This is a genomic window from Sphingopyxis sp. (genome assembly GCF_965227415.1).
Lineage (GTDB): Bacteria > Pseudomonadota > Alphaproteobacteria > Sphingomonadales > Sphingomonadaceae > Sphingopyxis.
On record NZ_OZ245749.1, the window covers coordinates 117,240 to 134,628 of the forward strand.

Here is a 17,389-nt window from a genome sequence, read left to right on the forward strand (position 1 = left end):
GGGGGCGCCCGCCGATCCCCTTGGCGCAAGTGATCAGAACTTGGCTGTCACTTCGACGCCATAGGTGCGCGGCGTGCCGCGGTTCAGATAGTCGAGCCCGAAAATGTCGATGTTGAGCCCATAGCTATAGTAGAATTTGTTGGTCAGATTCTTGACCCACAGGCTTGCGGCATAATTTCCATGCTCGAAGGTGAGGCGGCTGTTGACCAGCCAATAGCCTGGATTGCCACAGGTGATCGCGGGACCGGCGGGGCGGATGTTGCCGGGGACGCCGGGACGATCGCACGGGTTCTGGCCATAATCGCCGAACGGGTCGAAATAATATTTCCCCGTGTAAGCCGCATCCCCGCGCAGCGTCAGCTTGTTGTCGCCGCTGTCGATGACGTCCCAGTCGAACCCGGCCGAGAAAGTCGTCCGCGGCGCGTTGGGGAAGGGATTGCCGTTGACGTTGCGCGTCGGGCTCGACGGATCGGTCGGGTCCAGCACATTGCCCTTATACTTGCTGCGCAGCAGGCTCATCGACGCATCGAGGCGCAGGCTGTCGGCGGCCTGGATCGTCAGCTCGGCCTCGCCGCCGTACAGACGACCATTCGCACTGCGCGTAAAGGTCGTCGCGCCGATGACTTGCGTCACCTGGTGGTTTTTATAGTCATAGTAGAAGCCAGCGAGATTGAGCTGCACGCGGCGGTCGAAGAAGCGCATCTTCAGCCCGCCTTCATAGGCGTTGATCTGCTCGGGCTGGATATAATAGACCTGATTGGTGCCCTGATACGCAAGGCCGTTGAAGCTTCCGCTGCGATAACCGCGGCTGTAGTTGAGATAACCCATCATATCGTCGGCGAAGTCATAGCTGAGGTTGACGCGGCCGGTCAGGCGGTTCGCCTTTTCCTTCTGCTCGAGGGCCGGTGCGCTGGCATTGTAGGGGAAGGTGTAAGGAATGGTGCTGGCGCGGATCGTTCCGCCTAGGTCGTACAGCACCGTGCGGCCGTTCAGATATTTGACCTTGTCCATCGTGTAACGCAGGCCGACGCTCAATGTCAGCGCATCGGTAATGTCATAGCTGCCGTCGAAATAGATCGCGGCCGACGGGCGCTTGATCGTATAGCTTTGTTCGCCGCTGATCGGCCCGAAGGGCGGCGCACCTGCCGCGCGACACGCTGCCGAAATGGCCCCGCCGAAGCCGCCGCCACCCGAATTATTCACCTGGATATCGGTTAGCAGCGCGATCAGCGAGCGCGCGTCGAGAAAGCCGTTGGGGTTGCCCGTCGGTACCGCCGAGCAATTGGCGGGGTTGGTGGGGTCGAGCGCCGGATTGACCGCGAACGCAGGCACGAATGCCGCTGCTTGCGGCGCCGACACCGGGGCGTTGAAGAAGCTGTTGGGTACGCCCGCGCCTTGCAGGATCGGTTTCAGCACGCCGAAGAAATCGATCTCGTTGCGCGTATCGATCTTGTCGACGCCATAATAGAGTCCGGCGACGAGGTTGAGCCGGTCGCCTTTGTAGTTGAAGCGCAAATCCTGGTTGAAATTCTTGCTGACCGAATTGTAGCGGAGCGCACAGACGCTGTTCGGCGACCCATCGCAGTCGAAGGGTGAGTTGCGATATTTGCCGGTGTCATACCCGGTGATCGATGTCATCGAGATGGTGTCGCTGAGGTCGACCGCGACGTTGAGCGCGAAGCCGTTCGATGAGGTGAAATAGCGCCCGCCGGTGTCGGCAGCGACCTCGTTCTTGCCAAGCGGCGCGCCACCGTTCTGTGCCGGATCGAAGCGCGAATAGCCGAGGACATCGCGGTCGCCTGCAAGCTGTCCAAGGGCATAGGGGTTCGGCGCGAGCGGATTGTCGCGCGCGAAATAGCCTTTCAGGTTGATATCGACGGTATCCGACGGCTTCCAGCGGAGCGATACGCGGCCCGCGACGGTATTGGTCGTACCGACATGGCGATCCTGCACCGGATTATATTGCCAGCCGTCGCCCTTCGCGAAGGTGCCGGCGAAGCGGATACCCAACTTGTCGGGGATCAGCGTCGCTTCGATTGCGCCTTCGGCGGTTTTGGTGTCGTAATTGCCATAGCCGAGGGTGATCGTGCCAGTGCTCGCGCCGAGCTGGGGCTTGTTGCTGAAGAAGCTGATCGCGCCGCCGGTGGTGTTGCGGCCATAGAGCGTGCCTTGCGGCCCACGCAGCACCTCGACGCGCTCCAGATCATAAAGCTGCTGGCCGTGGCTGGCGCGGAAGCTTTGATAGACCTCGTCGACATAGACGCCGACCGGCGACGCGGTCGAGGCCGAAAACTCATTGGCAACCGATACGCCGCGCAGCGAGAAGTTCGGCTGCGTGCGGCCATAAGGCGTGGTGATCTGAAGGCTGGGGACAAAGCCCTGCAAGTCCGAGGTTTCGCTGATTCCGCGCGATTCCAGCTCTTCGCCTGCGAGTGCCGACACCGCCACCGGGACGTCCTGCAGATTCTGCGCGCGCTTCTGAGCGGTGACGACGATTTCGGCAATGCCGCCGCTCGTCGCCTCTTCGGCCGGAGCCGCGTCCTGCGCCAAGGCAGCGCCTGGCCATCCCATCAGCATGGTGGTGGACAGGCAGGTTGCCAGAAAAGCTCGGTTGGTCATGCTTTCTCTCCCACGGCTGGCCCGTTCTTTGCGGGGCCTTCGGTAAAAGAGAGGCTATGGTGCGCGGAGCTGTCGCGACAGACCGAGCGGCGGGGGGAGCGATGGGGGGGTAGGATGACGCCGCTTGCCGCGGCAACCGCAAGGCTCTAGCCTCTGGCATATCAAATGGAGGGCAGGGAATGACCGTCCAATCGGGATCGAGGATCGACGCGCGGCCGCATTTGCGGGCTGTCCCCAGACATGGCATGCCCGCGGTGCCCCCGAAATTTGCGCCTCCGCGTTTTCCGCCCGATCTGGTCGGGCTCGATCCATCCGGCTGTCTCGCCCAGCTCGCCAGTCACGAGCTTGCGCTCGTCTGCGCTCCTGTTGGCTACGGCAAGACCGCCTGGAGCGCAGCGCTGTTTGCCGAGGCGCGCGCGTCGGGTTGGCATGCGGCATGGCTGTCGGTTGACGAGGACGACGAGAAGGCGGACTTCGCGGACCAGTTGGCCGAGACGGTCCGCAGCGCGCGGCGCGGTGAGGCCGATGCCGCCATGCCCGGGTCCGACGTCCGAACGCAAGTAGCCAGGATTGCCGCGCAAATCGACGCCGATGACATGCCGTTCCTCCTCGTTCTCGACGACGCTGATCGCCTGTCCGCATCGGGCATCGATCTCATCGACCGCCTTTTGCGCCATCCACCTGCACAGCTGCGGCTGGTCCTTGCGGGCCGTACGCGCGTTCGCGTTGCTCTTGGCGATATCGAAGGCCGCGGCATGATGATGCGTGTTGGCGCGAAGGAACTGGCGATTGCAGATGAAGAGGCGGCTCGCTTCGCTGGAAATGATAAAACGCGCGTCTTTCAGCTTCTCGAGGGCTGGCCGGCGGGGCTGCGCCTTTCGGCGCGGTCGGTATGCCTGGATGCGCTGATCGATCAGCTTGACGCTTATCTTGCGCCGATGATCGCCGCTCTCTCGGTCGAAGAGCGGATATTCTTGCAGCGTCTCGCCTCAGTGTCGCGATTCAATGCCGAGCTTGGGCGATTGCTTAGCGGCGACAAGGATGCCGACGCACGGATTGGTGCGCTCACGGCGAAGGGCATCTTCATTGAACCCGTTGCTCAACAGCCCGGATGGCACCGGCTGCACCCCGCCTTTCGCGCCATCCTTCAGCGGCGGCTAGCGGTAGAGGAGCCGGAAGCGCCGGAACAGCTTCATCGCGCCGCGGCGCGCTATCTTGCGTCGCTGGACATGATCGCCGATGCCGCCGAGCAAGCACTGGCGGGCGAGGATTTTGACCGGGCTGCTACGCTGATTGCCAAAGTCGCGATGCCGATGATCGAACGCGGCGATCTTCGCCAACTCGCGGCCTGGCTGGACGCCTTGCCGTCAACCGATGTGCCAGCGCTGCTCCGCGCGCGCGCATGGGTGTTGATGCTCACCGCCAGCGACAAGACGGCTGCGGCGATTGTTGCGCTCGATACCAGCGGCGATGCGAACGAGGCGCGAGCGATCGATCTTGTTCGTCGCGCCTATCTCGACGATGCGATGGCGGATGTGGTCGAGACCTGCGACCAGATACTCGCCGCTCCCGACGGCGTGTCCGATCTGGCGGCCGCGATGGTGCGTGCCGTGCTGGCGCAGGGCGCACTAAAGCGTGGCCTTTTCGGCCTGGTGCACGAGGTCGTGCGCCCGCTGCTGCTTCGCGGCGCAAAACAGCCGTTCGGCCTGCCGCTTGCTTTGGCTACCTGCACGCGCGCCTCGCTTGCACGTGCGCAGGGGCAATTGACCGAGGCGGAGCGCGTCTTGCGCGACGGGCGCCCTGCATCGGCGAACGGCCTGGCCGCAGCGCTTATCGACGCCGCATTGGCGCGCTGTTGCTACGAACGCGACGACTTTACGGCCGCGGCAACCTTGGCACAGCGTGCCTTGCCGTTGCTGGACGCCAGCCCTTTTCAGGACGCGCAGATTCATGCCTATCTGGTCGCGATCCGCGTCGCGGTCGTTACCGACGAGCCCGGAAAGGCCGCGTCGCTGATCGATCGCGCCGAACTGGTGGCGTTCGAACGCGGCTGGTCGCCGCTCAAGGCAATGTGCGTTGTCGAGCGGGCGCGGTTGCGGTTGCCGCCGACGATCGATCCCGAAGCCGTTCTGGCGATCGGCGACGAGGAAGCAGCGATCCGCGATCCATTGTCGGTCCAGGGCCGTGCTTTCGCCTTGCTGGCCGAGATGCGGGCCTATGAAGCGATTGCAAGCGGCGACCGCCCGCGCCTGACGATGGTCGCCGATCATCTCCTGCTGCTGGCCTCGGCGGCGGATGATGCCGAACTTCGCGCTTCGGCGACCCTGTTCAACATCTTGCCGCAGCTCAGCGGCCGCTGCGATAAAATGGTTGAGCTCGAAACCGTTCGCTTCCTCAATCACGCCGCCAGCAGCGGTTTTCGGCGGACGATTGTTGATGTGCTCGATGTGACCGGCGTGCGCGCGGTGCAGAATTTCTGCAGCGAAGCCTATTCGTCGGGATCGTTCCTGGCGCTGCTGAAGCTCGCCGAGCCGTCGCGCCGCAATCCGGCGCTGGAGGGCGGTCCCGGTGTGGCGCCAGGCGAAGCCTTTTCTTTCCTGACCGAACGCGAGATCGAGATTTTGAGCGCGCTCAATGCCGGGGAATCGAACAAGGAGATCGCCCGGTCGCTGCAACTCGCGCCCGAGACCGTGAAATGGCATCTCAAGAATGTGATGCGCAAGCTGCGGGCGGGGAGCCGTGAAGAAGCGGTCGCGAATGCTGCGACGTTGGGCCTCAAGCTGATTGAAATACACTGAGCGGGGTTTGGACGGGCTCAGTTTTTGCAAAGGGGCTGAGGCCGAGCCACGATTCGATGCTGTCGGCAAGGTCATCGTCGCCGGTCAGGATCAGGCGGCGGGCGGCGATCGCATCGGTTACGGTGTCATATCCCATCCAGATCGCCGTCATCGTGCGCAGATCGGTCGAAGCGTAGAGATTGACGTCGGCGCCCGGATCGACCGAGCAAAGCTCCGTCTCGATCCCCGGTTCGACGACGAGCCACCAGGATCGACGGTCGGCAGGCAGGTCGGAGTAGCGGAACTGCACGACGGCTTTGCGGTCGGGCATCGGGTCAAGGATAAGGCCTCGGCGCATGTCCCACATGAGCAATTGCACGTCGAGCTTTTCGAGCGACAATTCGCCGTCGATCCATCGCTTTCCCCAGACGCCGAATGCTTCGACGACCGGTGCCAGTTCCTGTCCGGCGCGCGTCAGCCGATATTCGAACACGCCCGATTCCAGCGCCACCGGCGTGCGGTGGACAACGCCAGCGCTTTCCAGATCCTTGAGCCGTTGCGACAGAAGAGCCGGTGACATGCGGGGAACGCCACGGCGCAAGTCATTGAACCGCGTCGATCCAGCGGCGAGCTCGCGCACCAGAACGATCGTCCAGCGCGTGCAGAGTACCTCCGCCGCCATCGCAACCGGACAGAATTGGCCATAGCTGGTGTTCGCCATGATAGAATCCCTTTGGCGAACCTATATCAAAGGAGTCGCAGGGAAGGCGAGTTCAGTTTCTGTATCGGGGGTGATTCAGTTCCTGAACTATGCCCCGCCTGTCCAAGCCGCCATTGGCCGTCACCAGCAAGGGAACTTATGGAGATGAACATGTTGGTAGCAGCTGAAAAGAAGACCCCTCAATATTGGTATGACGTCGCCGACAGGATCGCGGCGCAGATCGGCAAGACGGCCGGAGCGCACGATCGCGACGGCAGCTTCGTTGGCGAGAATTACGCTCTGCTTCGCGAAGCCGGGCTGATCGGCGCCGCTGTACCCATCGCTCTCGGCGGCGACGGCGTCGACTATCGAACGCTCTGCGGCGTCGTCCGCCGCCTTGCCAAGGCGTGTGGTTCGACGGCGCTCGCGTTCTCGATGCATTGCCATCTGGTCGCGGCAGCGGTGTGGCGTTGGGAAAAGCAGCAGGCGCCGACCGATGGCCTGCTCCGCCGCGTCGCGGCCGAAAATCTGGTGCTCGTGTCGAGCGGTGGTTCGGACTGGCTCGCGAGTGCCGGAACCGCGACCCTGGTGGACGGCGGCTTTCGCATCGATGCGCGCAAGATCTTTTCCAGTGGCTCGCCCGCAGGCGACTTGTTGATGACGAGCGCAGTCTATGACGACCCCGAGGCCGGGGCGACGGTCCTGCACTTCGGCGTGTCGCTCAAGGCGGCGGGCGTGACGATCCTCGACACCTGGGACGCGATGGGCATGCGCGGAACGGGTTCGAACGACGTCGAATTGAACGGCGTGTTCCTTGCTGACGCGGCCGTGTCGGGACGGCGGCCGCAAGGCAAATGGCATCCGCTCTTCCACATCATCAGCATGATCGCCTTTCCGCTTATTTATTCGGCCTACGTCGGGGTCGCTGAGGCGGCGCGCGACGCGGCGCTGGATGCGGCAAAGCGGAGGCCGGCCAACGCGAGCCTGATCGGGCTGGCGGGCGAGATGCAGAATGTTTTCTGGACGGCCGAAACTGCGCTCGATGCGATGATCGCCGCGGCGGAGATGGCACAGCCAGGTCCCGCAACGACCAGCAGCGTCATGACCGGTCGCACGGTTGTGGGGCGCGCGGCGATCCGCACGGTCGAGCTGGCGATGGAAGCCGCTGGCGGCGGCGCCTTCTATAAAAGCTCGCCGATCGAGCGCGCTTTCCGCGATGTCCAGGGCGCGCGCTTTCATCCGTTGCAGGAACCGGCGCAGAAGGAACTGAGCGGCCGCCTCGCGCTTGGTCTCGACATCGACGGCTAGGCCTCAAGCTGGCCGGGCTGCATGGAGTGCAGCCCGGCCACTTGCATAAAGGACGCCAACGCTCGACATAGAGCCTCATGGATTGGGCGTTCGACAATAGTTTCCACGACAGCATGGAGGGCTTTTACGCCCCGGCCGAGGCTGCAAAGCCTTCGGCGCCGAAGCTGCTGATCTTCAACCACGCGCTCGCGGGGCGCCTCGGCATCGCTGTTGGCGACGCTACCGAAGAACAGCTCGCCCGCATCTTTTCGGGCGAGGAGATGCCCGGCGGGGCAACCCCCCTTGCTCTCGCCTATGCCGGGCATCAGTTCGGCCATTTCTCGCCGCAGCTTGGCGATGGCCGCGCGCTCCTGCTCGGCGAAGTCGTCGCACCCGATGGCGCGCGTTTTGACATCCAGCTCAAGGGATCGGGGCCGACACCCTTTTCGCGCAATGGCGACGGCAGGGCAGCGATCGGCCCGGTGCTGCGCGAATATCTGATGTCGGAGGCGATGGCGGCGCTTGGCGTTCCCACCACCCGATCGCTCGCTGCCGTTGCGACCGGCGATCGTGTCCAGCGGGAACACGCGCATCCGGGAGCGGTTCTGACCCGCGTCGCGAGCAGCCACGTCCGCGTCGGCACCTTCCAGTTTTTTGCCGCGCATTTCGGCGCCGACCATGTCGTGCAATTGTCCGACTATGTCATCCGGCGCCATTTCCCTGACCTTGTCGACACGAACAATCCGCATCTCGCCTTGCTCAACCGTGTCATCGGCCTGCAATGCGAGCTCGTCGCGCAGTGGTTGGGGGTAGGCTTCGTCCATGGCGTGATGAATACCGACAATGTCGCGGTGAGCGGCGAGACGATCGACTACGGACCGTGCGCTTTCATGGATCGCTTTTCTGTGAACACGGTGTTCAGTTCGATCGATGCGAACGGGCGCTATGCCTATGGCCGTCAGCCGCAGATCTTGCACTGGAACATGGCGCGCTTTGCCGAAGCGCTGTTGCCCGCAATTCACGCGGTCGATCCCACTGACGTCGAAGCGGCAAAAGATATCATCAACGAAATTCCCGAGCGCTTCCGCACGGCGTGGCACGCACATATTCGCCGAAAACTCGGACTTAAGGACATCGCCGACGACGCCACGCTGATCGACAATCTGTTCGACGCGCTTGAAGGGCATGGCGTCGATTTCACGTCCTTTTTCCGTGCTCTCGCCATGCTGCTGCGCGGCGACGGGTCTATGCTCGAACGGTTGCTGCCGGCGCCTGACGCGATGGCCCCGTGGATCGGCGATTGGTGGGAGCATATCGAGCGCGAAGAGCTCGGCCCGCTCGAGATCGCCGACGCGATGGATGCAGTGAACCCCGTCTATATTCCGCGCAACCATCTGGTGGAAGCAGCGCTCGGCGCGGCCGAGGCGGGTGATCTTGCGCCATGGCTCGAATTGCTGGAAGTGGTACGGCACCCCTATATGCCGCGACCGGCCTGGGCGTTGTTTGCAGGGCCTGCGCCAATCGAATTCGGACCCTATAAGACTTTCTGCGGCACCTGATCGGTTGAGCCGCTCGGGCCTGCCTGCTAGGGACCGCGCCGCACGATCAGAGGATAAATCTTTGCCCGCAATCAAAATCACCGTCGTCGGTACCGGCTATGTTGGAATTTCGAACGCCGTCCTGCTGGCGCAGCGCAACGACGTTGTCGCGCTCGACATCGATACCCGCAAGGTCGAGCAGATCAACGCCAGAACGTCGCCGATCGCGGATCCCGAGATCGAGGAGTATCTGGCGAACAGGCCGCTTAACCTCGTGGCGACGACCGACCGTGACGCCGCCTATGCGGGGGCCGATTTCGTCATTGTCGCCACGCCGACCGACTATGATCCCGAAAGCAATTATTTCAACACGACCACCGTCGAAAAGGTGATCGCTGACGCGCTGAAATTCGCGCCACAGGCGCTGATCGTCATCAAATCAACGATTCCTGTCGGTTTTACCGAACGGATGCGCGCCGAGACGGGGTCTGATTCCATCGTCTTTTCGCCCGAATTTCTGCGTGAAGGGCGCGCGCTCCACGACAATCTCTATCCGTCGCGGATCATCGTCGGAAACACCCACCCGCGAGCGGCCGAGTTCGCACGGCTCCTGCTCGAAGGGTCGCTGAAACCCGATGCGGCGGTCCTGCAGACAGGCAATACCGAGGCCGAGGCGATCAAGCTCTTCGCGAACACCTATCTTGCGATGCGCGTCGCCTTCTTCAACGAACTCGACACCTACGCCGCCGCGCACGGCGTGGATTCGCGGCAGGTGATCGAAGGGGTGTGTCTCGATCCGCGGATCGGCAGTTTCTATAATAATCCTTCGTTTGGCTATGGGGGCTATTGCCTGCCGAAAGACACGAAGCAGATGTTGGCAAACTATAAGGAAGTGCCGCAGAATCTGATCGCCGCGATCGTGTCGTCCAATACGACGCGCAAAGACTTCATCGCGTCGGAGATTATCAAGCGCGGCCCGCGGGTCGTCGGCATTCACCGGCTTGCGATGAAGGCGGGATCGGACAATTTCCGCGCGAGCAGCATCCTGGGCATCATGAAGCGCGTCAAGGCGAAGGGGATCGAAGTCATCGTCTATGAACCGCTGATCGAAGAGGATTATCTTTTCAATTCGCGCGTCGTCCGCGACCTCGCCGCCTTCAAGGCGGAAGCCGACGTGATTATCGTCAATCGCATGTCGGACGAACTCAACGACGTGGCGGACAAGGTGTACAGCCGGGACCTGTTCGGCGCCGACAGTTGAGCGCACCGGGGGAAGCCGGCCCGGAAATCTGGACGATATTAAAGCCTTGATAGGGAACCGCACTGGTCGACGCCCGTTGGTGGGTGACTAGGGTCCTGACCGTAGCAACGAGAAGGGATAGTCGGCCGCATGGCGTCGTTTCGGGACTGGCGTGTCACAGAAACGGGTTGCGCCGCTCCATCGCGCCAGCCAGAAGCTCCAGCGGCTGCCGACTGATGCATCATCCTGACCCATATTGTGCCGTGCAGCGGCGCCCCTGGTCGCTTCGCCGGCTCCTGACCCTTTCTGCGTCCTTTGTTTGCGTCGGCTGGGCTGCGAGCGCCGCCGCGGAGCAGATCGAGCCGCCGCAGGTTGTGCCGACGGTCGAAAATACGAGCGTAACCGACGTCACCGCGCCGACGCCACCGCCAGAAGGCGCGCAGCTTCCCCAGGTTGCTCCGATCATTTCGGACGAGGAGTTTAAGGAAGCGATTCCGCCGATCAGCGCCGACGATGATCCCGAACTCGACAAGCCGCTCGAATCGATGGCTGAATTCGAGCAGCGCCAGGCCGAAGCGGCCAAAGCCGCGGCGGCGAAGGCCGGCGGCACGGCAGCGACGGCCGACTCGACGACGGTGGCCGATGTGCCGGTCGTTGACGGCACACCGGTCCCGGCGCTGGCCGATGGCGATGCGTTTGAAGCGATCGGTGATGCAGCGATCAGCGACATAGAGCTCGCTGCACCGCTGCCGCCGCTCGAAGATTTCAACGTCACACCAGTCGAGTTCGCCGAGCCCGAAGATCCCGGCGAAACCCGAGCTATCCCCTATACGGTTCAGGTGAACGGCCTCGCCGCGCCCGACGACAGCACTGACGTCGATCTTGCCGATCTGTTCGGCGACCTGTCGGCGCTTTACGACGGCGACGGCAAGGCCGACAATATTGCGATGGTGCGGGCGCGGCTGACCGCCGATGCCGAACTGATGCAGCGCATTCTCGCCTCCGAAGGCTATTACGACGCTGTAGTCGAGACGCGGCTCGATCGCGGTGATCGCGGCGACCGCGATCCGGCGAACAGCACGCAGGCAAGTGCGACGGCAGCGAACACGCCGCGCCAGCCGGTTACCGCCGTGATCGATGTGAAGCCCGGTGTCCGTTACAAATTTTCCGATATCGTCCTCGACGCTGCGCCAACGATTCCGCCTATGCTGATCGCGGACAATTTCCCGCTTGCGATCGGCGAACCGATTGTGGCGCAGCGTGTTCAGGGTGCCGAGGCGGCGATCGCCTTGAAACTGCCCGAGGAAGGCTATGCTTTCGCGACCGTGGGCCAGCGCGACATCTTGCTCGACGGCGCGACGGGGGATGGCGCCTACACGCTACCTATCGACGTTGGCCCACGCGGGCGCTTTGGCGGGATCGAGACGACCGGCAAACTCGCGTTCGACGAGAAGCACGTCGGTGTGCTCGCTCGCTTCAAGCGCGGCGAGATCTATGACAGCCGCAAGGCCGATGATCTGCGGCAGGCTCTCGTTGCCACGGGCCTCTTTTCGGCGGTTTCGGTCGAGCCGCAGAAGACGGGCGAAAGTGCCGGCGACGACACCGAATATGTGACGATGCTGGTGACGCAGGAGGCGGGGCCGCCGCGCACAATCGCTGCGACTGCGGGCTATGGAACCGGCGAAGGCTTGCGGCTCGAAGCCAGCTGGACGCATCGCAACCTCTTCCCGCCCGAAGGCGCCCTGATCGGGCGCGCAGTCATCGGAACGCAGGAACAAAGCATCGGTGCCACTTTGCGCCGCTCGAACGCAGGACGGCGCGACCGTACGTTCGAACTGGTGACTGAGGCGGCGCGGACCAATTACAACGCGTTCGAGGCGATCACCGGCCGCGTGGCGATAAAGATGAGCTATGACTCGACGCCGATCTGGCAGAAAAAGCTGACCTATGCTTTCGGTGCCGAGCTCCTGGCGTCGAGCGAGGACGACTATGATTTCACGCTGGGCGCCCGGAATCGCGATTTTTATACCATTTTCGGCTTGCTCGGGCAGGTCGGGTTCGACCGCACCGATAGTCTGCTCGATCCGACGAAGGGTTTTCGCGTCACTGCGCGCGTTCAGCCCGAAGGCTCGCTCGCAGGGCGCTTCTCGCCCTATGCCCGCGGCCAGATCGATGTCAGCGGCTATTATCCGGTCGCCGACAATATCGTCCTCGCGGGGCGGGTGCGCGTCGGCTCGATCCTTGGCGCCGCGCGCGAGCGGCTCGCGCCTTCGCGGCGCTTCTACGCTGGTGGCGGTGGCTCGGTGCGCGGCTTCGGCTATCAGGAACTCGGTCCGAAGGATCCTAACAACGACCCGATCGGCGGACGCAGCCTGAACGAAGCGGCGTTCGAGGGGCGCTATCGTTTCGGTAATTTCGGCATCGTCGGTTTCGTCGACGCGGGACAGGTGTATCGCGGCTCGACCCCGACCTTCGATAATCTGCGCTTTGGCGCGGGCATCGGCGGGCGTTTCTACACCAATTTTGGTCCGATGCGGCTCGACCTTGCAACACCGATCAATCGGCAACCGGGCGAAGCGCGGGTCAGCGTCTATGTCTCGATCGGGCAGGCTTTCTGATGGCCGACGAGGGAGCCATCGTGACTGAAGGCGAGCCGAGGGCGACAAAGTCGGCCTGGCCGATGCGGGCGGTGAAGTGGGTCGGCATTTTGCTGCTGAGCCTCATCGCGCTTGTCGCGCTTTTTCTGATCGGGCTCAACAGCGACGCCGGACGACGCTTCGTCGCCAACCAGGTCGAGAAATACGAGTTCAAGAACGGGATGAAGATCGGCATCGGCCGGCTCGACGGCTCGCTCTATGGCCAGATGGTCATTCGCGATTTTACGCTATCCGATCCAAAGGGCGTTTTCCTCCGTTCGCCCGAATTGCGCGTTGACTGGCGACCGCTCGCTTATCTGTCGAACCATGTCGATGTTCGCTCGGCGACTGCACAGACGCTGGTGATGGAGAAGATTCCGGCATTCAGCCCCGTTCCCGACATCGGCCAACCCCTACTGCCGGATATCGATATCGACGTCGCGAAGGTTCAGGTCGACCGCTTCATCTTTGAACCAGCGGTCACGGGTGTACGGCAGGTCGCGACACTGACCGGCAAGGTGGCGATTGCCGATCGCCGCGCGCTGGTCACCGCCGATGCGCGGACGATCAGCGGCGGAGGCGGGCAGGGCGATACGCTGAAGCTGCTGCTCGACGCGGTACCCGACAAGAACCGGCTCGCGATGACGCTTGATATGACCGCCCCCAAAGGCGGCGTTCTCGCGGCGCTTGGCGGGTTCGAGGAGCCGCTGACAGCAAAACTCGACGGGCGCGGCGACTGGACGGCGTGGAACGGCAATCTCACCGCGAACCTCGGCGCCAGCCCGCTCGCGCGGCTCGCGCTGACCGCGCGCGAGGGCACTTTTGGGCTGAAGGGAACGACGCAGGCTTCGCGCTTGCTCGCCGATGGGCCTGTCGCCGGCATTTTGGGCACCCAGACCTCGGTCGACCTCACCGCACGGCTGAGGGATCGCAAGGCCGATCTCGACGGCCGGTTTGCGTCGGATGCCGCGCAGCTCGGCGTCAGCGGTAGAATCGACCTGGGCAACAGCCGCTATGAAGGGCTGAAGCTGGCCCTCAACGTCCTGCGACCGAACGCCATTGCGCCGGCGGTGCGCGCCAATGGCCTCCGCGCGACGGCGCAACTCGATGGCGCCTTTGCGATGCCAACGGTGGATTATCGGGCGAATGCGAACAGCCTCGCTGTCAACGATATTGTCGTCGAGACGCTCAGCCTTGCTGGCAAGGCGCGCGTCGATGCCGACCACATCGTCATTCCGGTTGTGGGCCGCGCCGCGCGTATCCGCGGCCTTGATACCGTTGCCGGGGGAACGCTGACGCAAGTGCGGCTCGACGGTGATCTGGCCTATGCCAGCGGCCGCATCCTCAGCGACAATCTTCGCCTTCGGTCACCGCGGATCGACGCCAAGGTCATCATGATCGCCGACCTGAACAAGGGCTTCTACACCGGCGCGATCGACGGGCGGATCAACGATTACCGGATCGAAAGCGTCGGCATCTTCGACATCGACACCGATGCCGATCTGAAAACCGCGCCGCGCGGCGGCTTCGAAATCGTCGGCCGCGTCCGCGCGCGCTCGACAAGGCTGTTCAATTCTGGGGTGCGCGATTTCCTCGGTGGCAATGCGACGGCGTCGGGTGACGTGCGCTATGGCACCGACGGGCTCATCCGCTTCGCCAACCTCCGCATGACCGCGCCCCGGCTGCGCGTGACCGGCGGGCAGGGCAGCTATGCTCCGAATGGACAGATCAATCTGACCGCACGGGCGCATTCGACCGATTATGGCCCCGTTGGCGTCCGGCTTGCCGGGACGATCAGCGATCCGCGCGCGGTCGTCACCGCCGATCGGCCGGGGCTTGGTATCGGGCTCGCCAATCTGGTGGCAAAGATCAATGGTGCGCCGAACGGCTATCGCCTCGCAGCGACTGGCGAAACCGATTATGGACCGCTTTCGGCCGATGTGCTGCTGCTGACGGCTTCGGGCCCACTCACCATCGATATCGAGCGCGGCGACTTGTCGGGAATCGGTTTCCACGGCCAGCTGGTGAAAAGCAATGCCGGGCCGTTCGTCGGCCAGCTCGACGCATCGGGACAGGGCCTCGGCGGGATCGTCCGCCTCAGCGCGACCGGACAATATCAAGCGGCTGCGATCAACGTGCGCGCGAACAATGTCGTTCTGCCGGGCGCGGCGAAGCTGGCGGTCGGTTCGGCGATCGTCGATGCCGACGTCGTCCTCTATGACCAGCCGCATATCGTCGCCGACATCCAGCTCGCCGACACGCGGATCCGCACCTATGACATTGCCGTCGGGCGCGTGAAGATCGACTACCGCAACGGCAGCGGGAAGGCACAGGCGCTGGTCGAGGGATCGAGCGGCGTGCCGTTCCGGATTGCCGCCAACGCAGACCTGACGCCGCAGTTGTGGCGTGCGTCGGTGCAGGGCCGCGCGACCGGCGTCAATTTCCGCACGACGACGCCCGCGCGGATCATCCCCGGCCGCGACGGCTATGAACTTCTGCCGACCACTGTCGACCTTGGCCGTGGCAGCAGCGCGCGCGTCGCGGGGCGTTTCGGCAATGGCATCATGATCCAGAGCCGCCTCGACCGCGCGAACATGGCGCTGATCAATTCCATCTATCCGGGCCTCGGCCTGGGTGGCCGCGCAACAGGCAGCATCGACTTCGAGCAAGCGAACCCCGACGCGTTCCCGCGTGCGGATGCCCGACTGACGATCAACGGATTTACGCGCACCACCGCAGCGTCGGTCAGCCAGCCGGTCGACGTCAATTTCGCGGGCAAGCTGCTCAGCGATGGCGGCGAAGCACGCGCGGTCATCCGCAAGCGTGGCACGGTGATCGGCAGGATGCAGGCGTCGCTGCGCCCGCTGGGCCCCGGCGCCGGCGACTGGACGACGCGGCTCAGCGCCGCTCCGCTCGGCGGCGGCGTGCGCTACAACGGACCTGCCGACACGCTCTATTCCTTTTTCGGTCCCGCCGATCAGGGCGTGTCGGGACCGATCGCGGTCGCAGCCGATTTCAGCTGCCGTGTCAGCGACCCGTGTTTGCAGGGCGTCGTGCGCGGCAATGGCATGACCTATGAAAATCAGACTTACGGCACGCGGCTCACCAATATCGTGGTCAACGGGCGCTTCACTGGTAATCGGCTAGAGATCGACGACCTGACGGCCACCGCTGGCGACGGCAGCGTGAAAGCGAAAGGCTATATCAGCCTTGCTCAGGCAGACGGATATCCGATGAATATCTCAGCCACGCTCGACAATGCGCGGCTGGCTCGGAGCGAAAATATCGCTGCGCGCGCGACGGGGACCCTGACGCTGGAAAAGGTGGCGGGGCAGACCGCGCTGCTCTCGGGAGATCTTCGCCTCCCCGAAACGCGCTACCGCATCGTCCGCGAAGGCGCCGCGAGCGTGCCCGTGCTCACCGGCGTGCGCCGCAAGCCTCCGACCGGGCGCCGCCGGATCAGCGGCGACGGACTTGCAGCGGTCGGCGGCAGCCTGTTCGACCTCCTCCGCCTCAACATCCACCTGCGTGCGCCCGACGAAATCTATGTCAGCGGCATGGGCCTCGAATCCGAATGGCAGGCCGATGTTACGTTGACCGGCACGACGCAGGCGCCGCGCGTCAGCGGCGAGATCGAACTCGTGCGAGGGACTCTCGGGTTCGCCGGTCGCTCGTTCGAGCTGGAAGAGGGCAGGGTGAGCTTTCCAACCGGCGATGCCTTCGACCCGACGTTGCGCTTGCTCGCCTCCGAAACGATCGAGACGGTGACGGTGAACATCAACGTGTCGGGCCGTGCGCAGAATCCGCAAATCAGTTTCTCGAGCGTTCCCGGCCTGCCGCAGGACGAGATCGTCTCGCGTATCCTGTTCGGCGATTCCATTACCTCGCTATCGCCGCTCCAGGCGGTCCAGCTGGCCGCGTCGCTTAACACGCTGCGCAGCGGGGGCGGAGGGCTGAGCCCGCTCGGCGCTCTCCAGTCGGCGACCGGAATCGACCGTCTGCGCATTCTGGGTCCCGACGATACGATCGGGCGCGGCACGGCGCTCGCGGCGGGGCAATATATTTCAAAGGACATTTACCTCGAGGTTATCACCGACGCGCGCGGCTACACCGCGACGCAGCTCGAGATCAGCCTGACGCCGGCGCTGTCGATCCTCAGCCAGACCGGCGCGGCGGGCGGGCAGTCGAACCTCAGCGTCCGCTACCGCAAGGATTATTGATGCGCCGCTTGGCTCTTCTGCTGCCGCTGCTTCTCGCCGCCTGCCACAAAGAGCCGAGTTTCGACGAGCGCTATGACAAGGCCGCAAACGAGATCGAGGCACGTGCAAAGGCGATGGACGCCGATATCGCCGAATCCGAAAAGGCGGTGGCGGCTTCGGACTTGTCAGAGCCGGAGAAGCCCGCTAATCCGCCGGCGTCATCTGGGGAGTAGCCAGCCGTCCGTTCAGGACGGGCCATCGCGTCAACATACTCGGTCGAGAGATCGTGGTGCGGTGGAAGCGGGAGACCGCTTGGGCGAGACCAATGGCATCGAACCTTCCGTCCGGGCTGGGTGGCAGGGGTCGATGTCCGTTGGAATTGCCTGCCGCCCG

At 63.8% G+C, this 17,389-nt stretch carries 9 protein-coding genes and 1 riboswitch; of the genes, 7 read left to right on the plus strand and 2 right to left on the minus strand.

The window, feature by feature from the left end; all coding sequences use genetic code 11:
• Positions 1–33: 33 nt before the first annotated feature.
• Complete coding sequence (locus ACO055_RS00625; RefSeq protein WP_422060686.1) at positions 34–2,619, minus strand: TonB-dependent receptor; 2,586 nt, start codon at positions 2,617–2,619, stop codon at positions 34–36.
• Positions 2,620–2,864: 245 nt separating this feature from the next.
• On the opposite strand from ACO055_RS00625, the gene ACO055_RS00630 reads away from it, so the two are divergent.
• Positions 2,865–5,417, plus strand: a complete 2,553-nt coding sequence (locus tag ACO055_RS00630) for a LuxR C-terminal-related transcriptional regulator (RefSeq protein ID WP_422060687.1) — start codon at positions 2,865–2,867, stop codon at positions 5,415–5,417.
• Here the strand turns inward: ACO055_RS00630 and ACO055_RS00635 are convergent.
• Entirely contained in the window at positions 5,395–6,117 is a 723-nt protein-coding gene (locus tag ACO055_RS00635; protein WP_422060688.1) for a winged helix-turn-helix transcriptional regulator, read from the minus strand. The two genes, ACO055_RS00630 and ACO055_RS00635, sit on opposite strands and share 23 nt — an antisense overlap.
• A 150-nt stretch (positions 6,118–6,267) precedes the next feature.
• Here ACO055_RS00635 and ACO055_RS00640 point away from each other — a divergent pair, with 150 nt between their 5' ends.
• The 6 genes from ACO055_RS00640 (at position 6,268) to ACO055_RS00665 (ending at position 17,229) form a co-directional block, all read left to right on the plus strand.
• Positions 6,268–7,404: an acyl-CoA dehydrogenase family protein gene (locus ACO055_RS00640; protein WP_422060689.1), complete on the plus strand. Its 1,137-nt coding sequence runs from the start codon at positions 6,268–6,270 to the stop codon at positions 7,402–7,404.
• 77 nt (positions 7,405–7,481) lie between these two features.
• On the plus strand, positions 7,482–8,942 hold the full coding sequence (locus tag ACO055_RS00645; protein ID WP_422060690.1) for a protein adenylyltransferase SelO: 1,461 nt from the start codon (positions 7,482–7,484) through the stop codon (positions 8,940–8,942).
• Positions 8,943–9,012: 70 nt separating this feature from the next.
• Positions 9,013–10,182, plus strand: coding sequence for a nucleotide sugar dehydrogenase (locus tag ACO055_RS00650; protein ID WP_422062504.1), 1,170 nt, complete (start codon positions 9,013–9,015; stop codon positions 10,180–10,182).
• A 215-nt stretch (positions 10,183–10,397) separates the two neighbouring features.
• Positions 10,398–12,779 carry an autotransporter assembly complex protein TamA gene (locus ACO055_RS00655; RefSeq protein WP_422060691.1) on the plus strand — a complete coding sequence of 794 codons (2,382 nt, stop codon included), beginning with the start codon at positions 10,398–10,400 and terminating at the stop codon, positions 12,777–12,779.
• Entirely contained in the window at positions 12,779–17,017 is a 4,239-nt protein-coding gene (locus ACO055_RS00660; protein WP_422060692.1) for a translocation/assembly module TamB domain-containing protein, read from the plus strand. Before ACO055_RS00655 ends, ACO055_RS00660 begins: the two co-directional genes overlap by 1 nt.
• Entirely contained in the window at positions 17,017–17,229 is a 213-nt protein-coding gene (locus ACO055_RS00665) for a hypothetical protein (RefSeq protein WP_422060693.1), read from the plus strand. The genes ACO055_RS00660 and ACO055_RS00665 overlap by 1 nt, the downstream gene beginning before the upstream one ends.
• A riboswitch (yybP-ykoY riboswitch) is annotated at positions 17,206–17,388 on the plus strand. (Overlaps the previous gene by 24 nt.)
• Position 17,389: the final 1 nt, after the last annotated feature.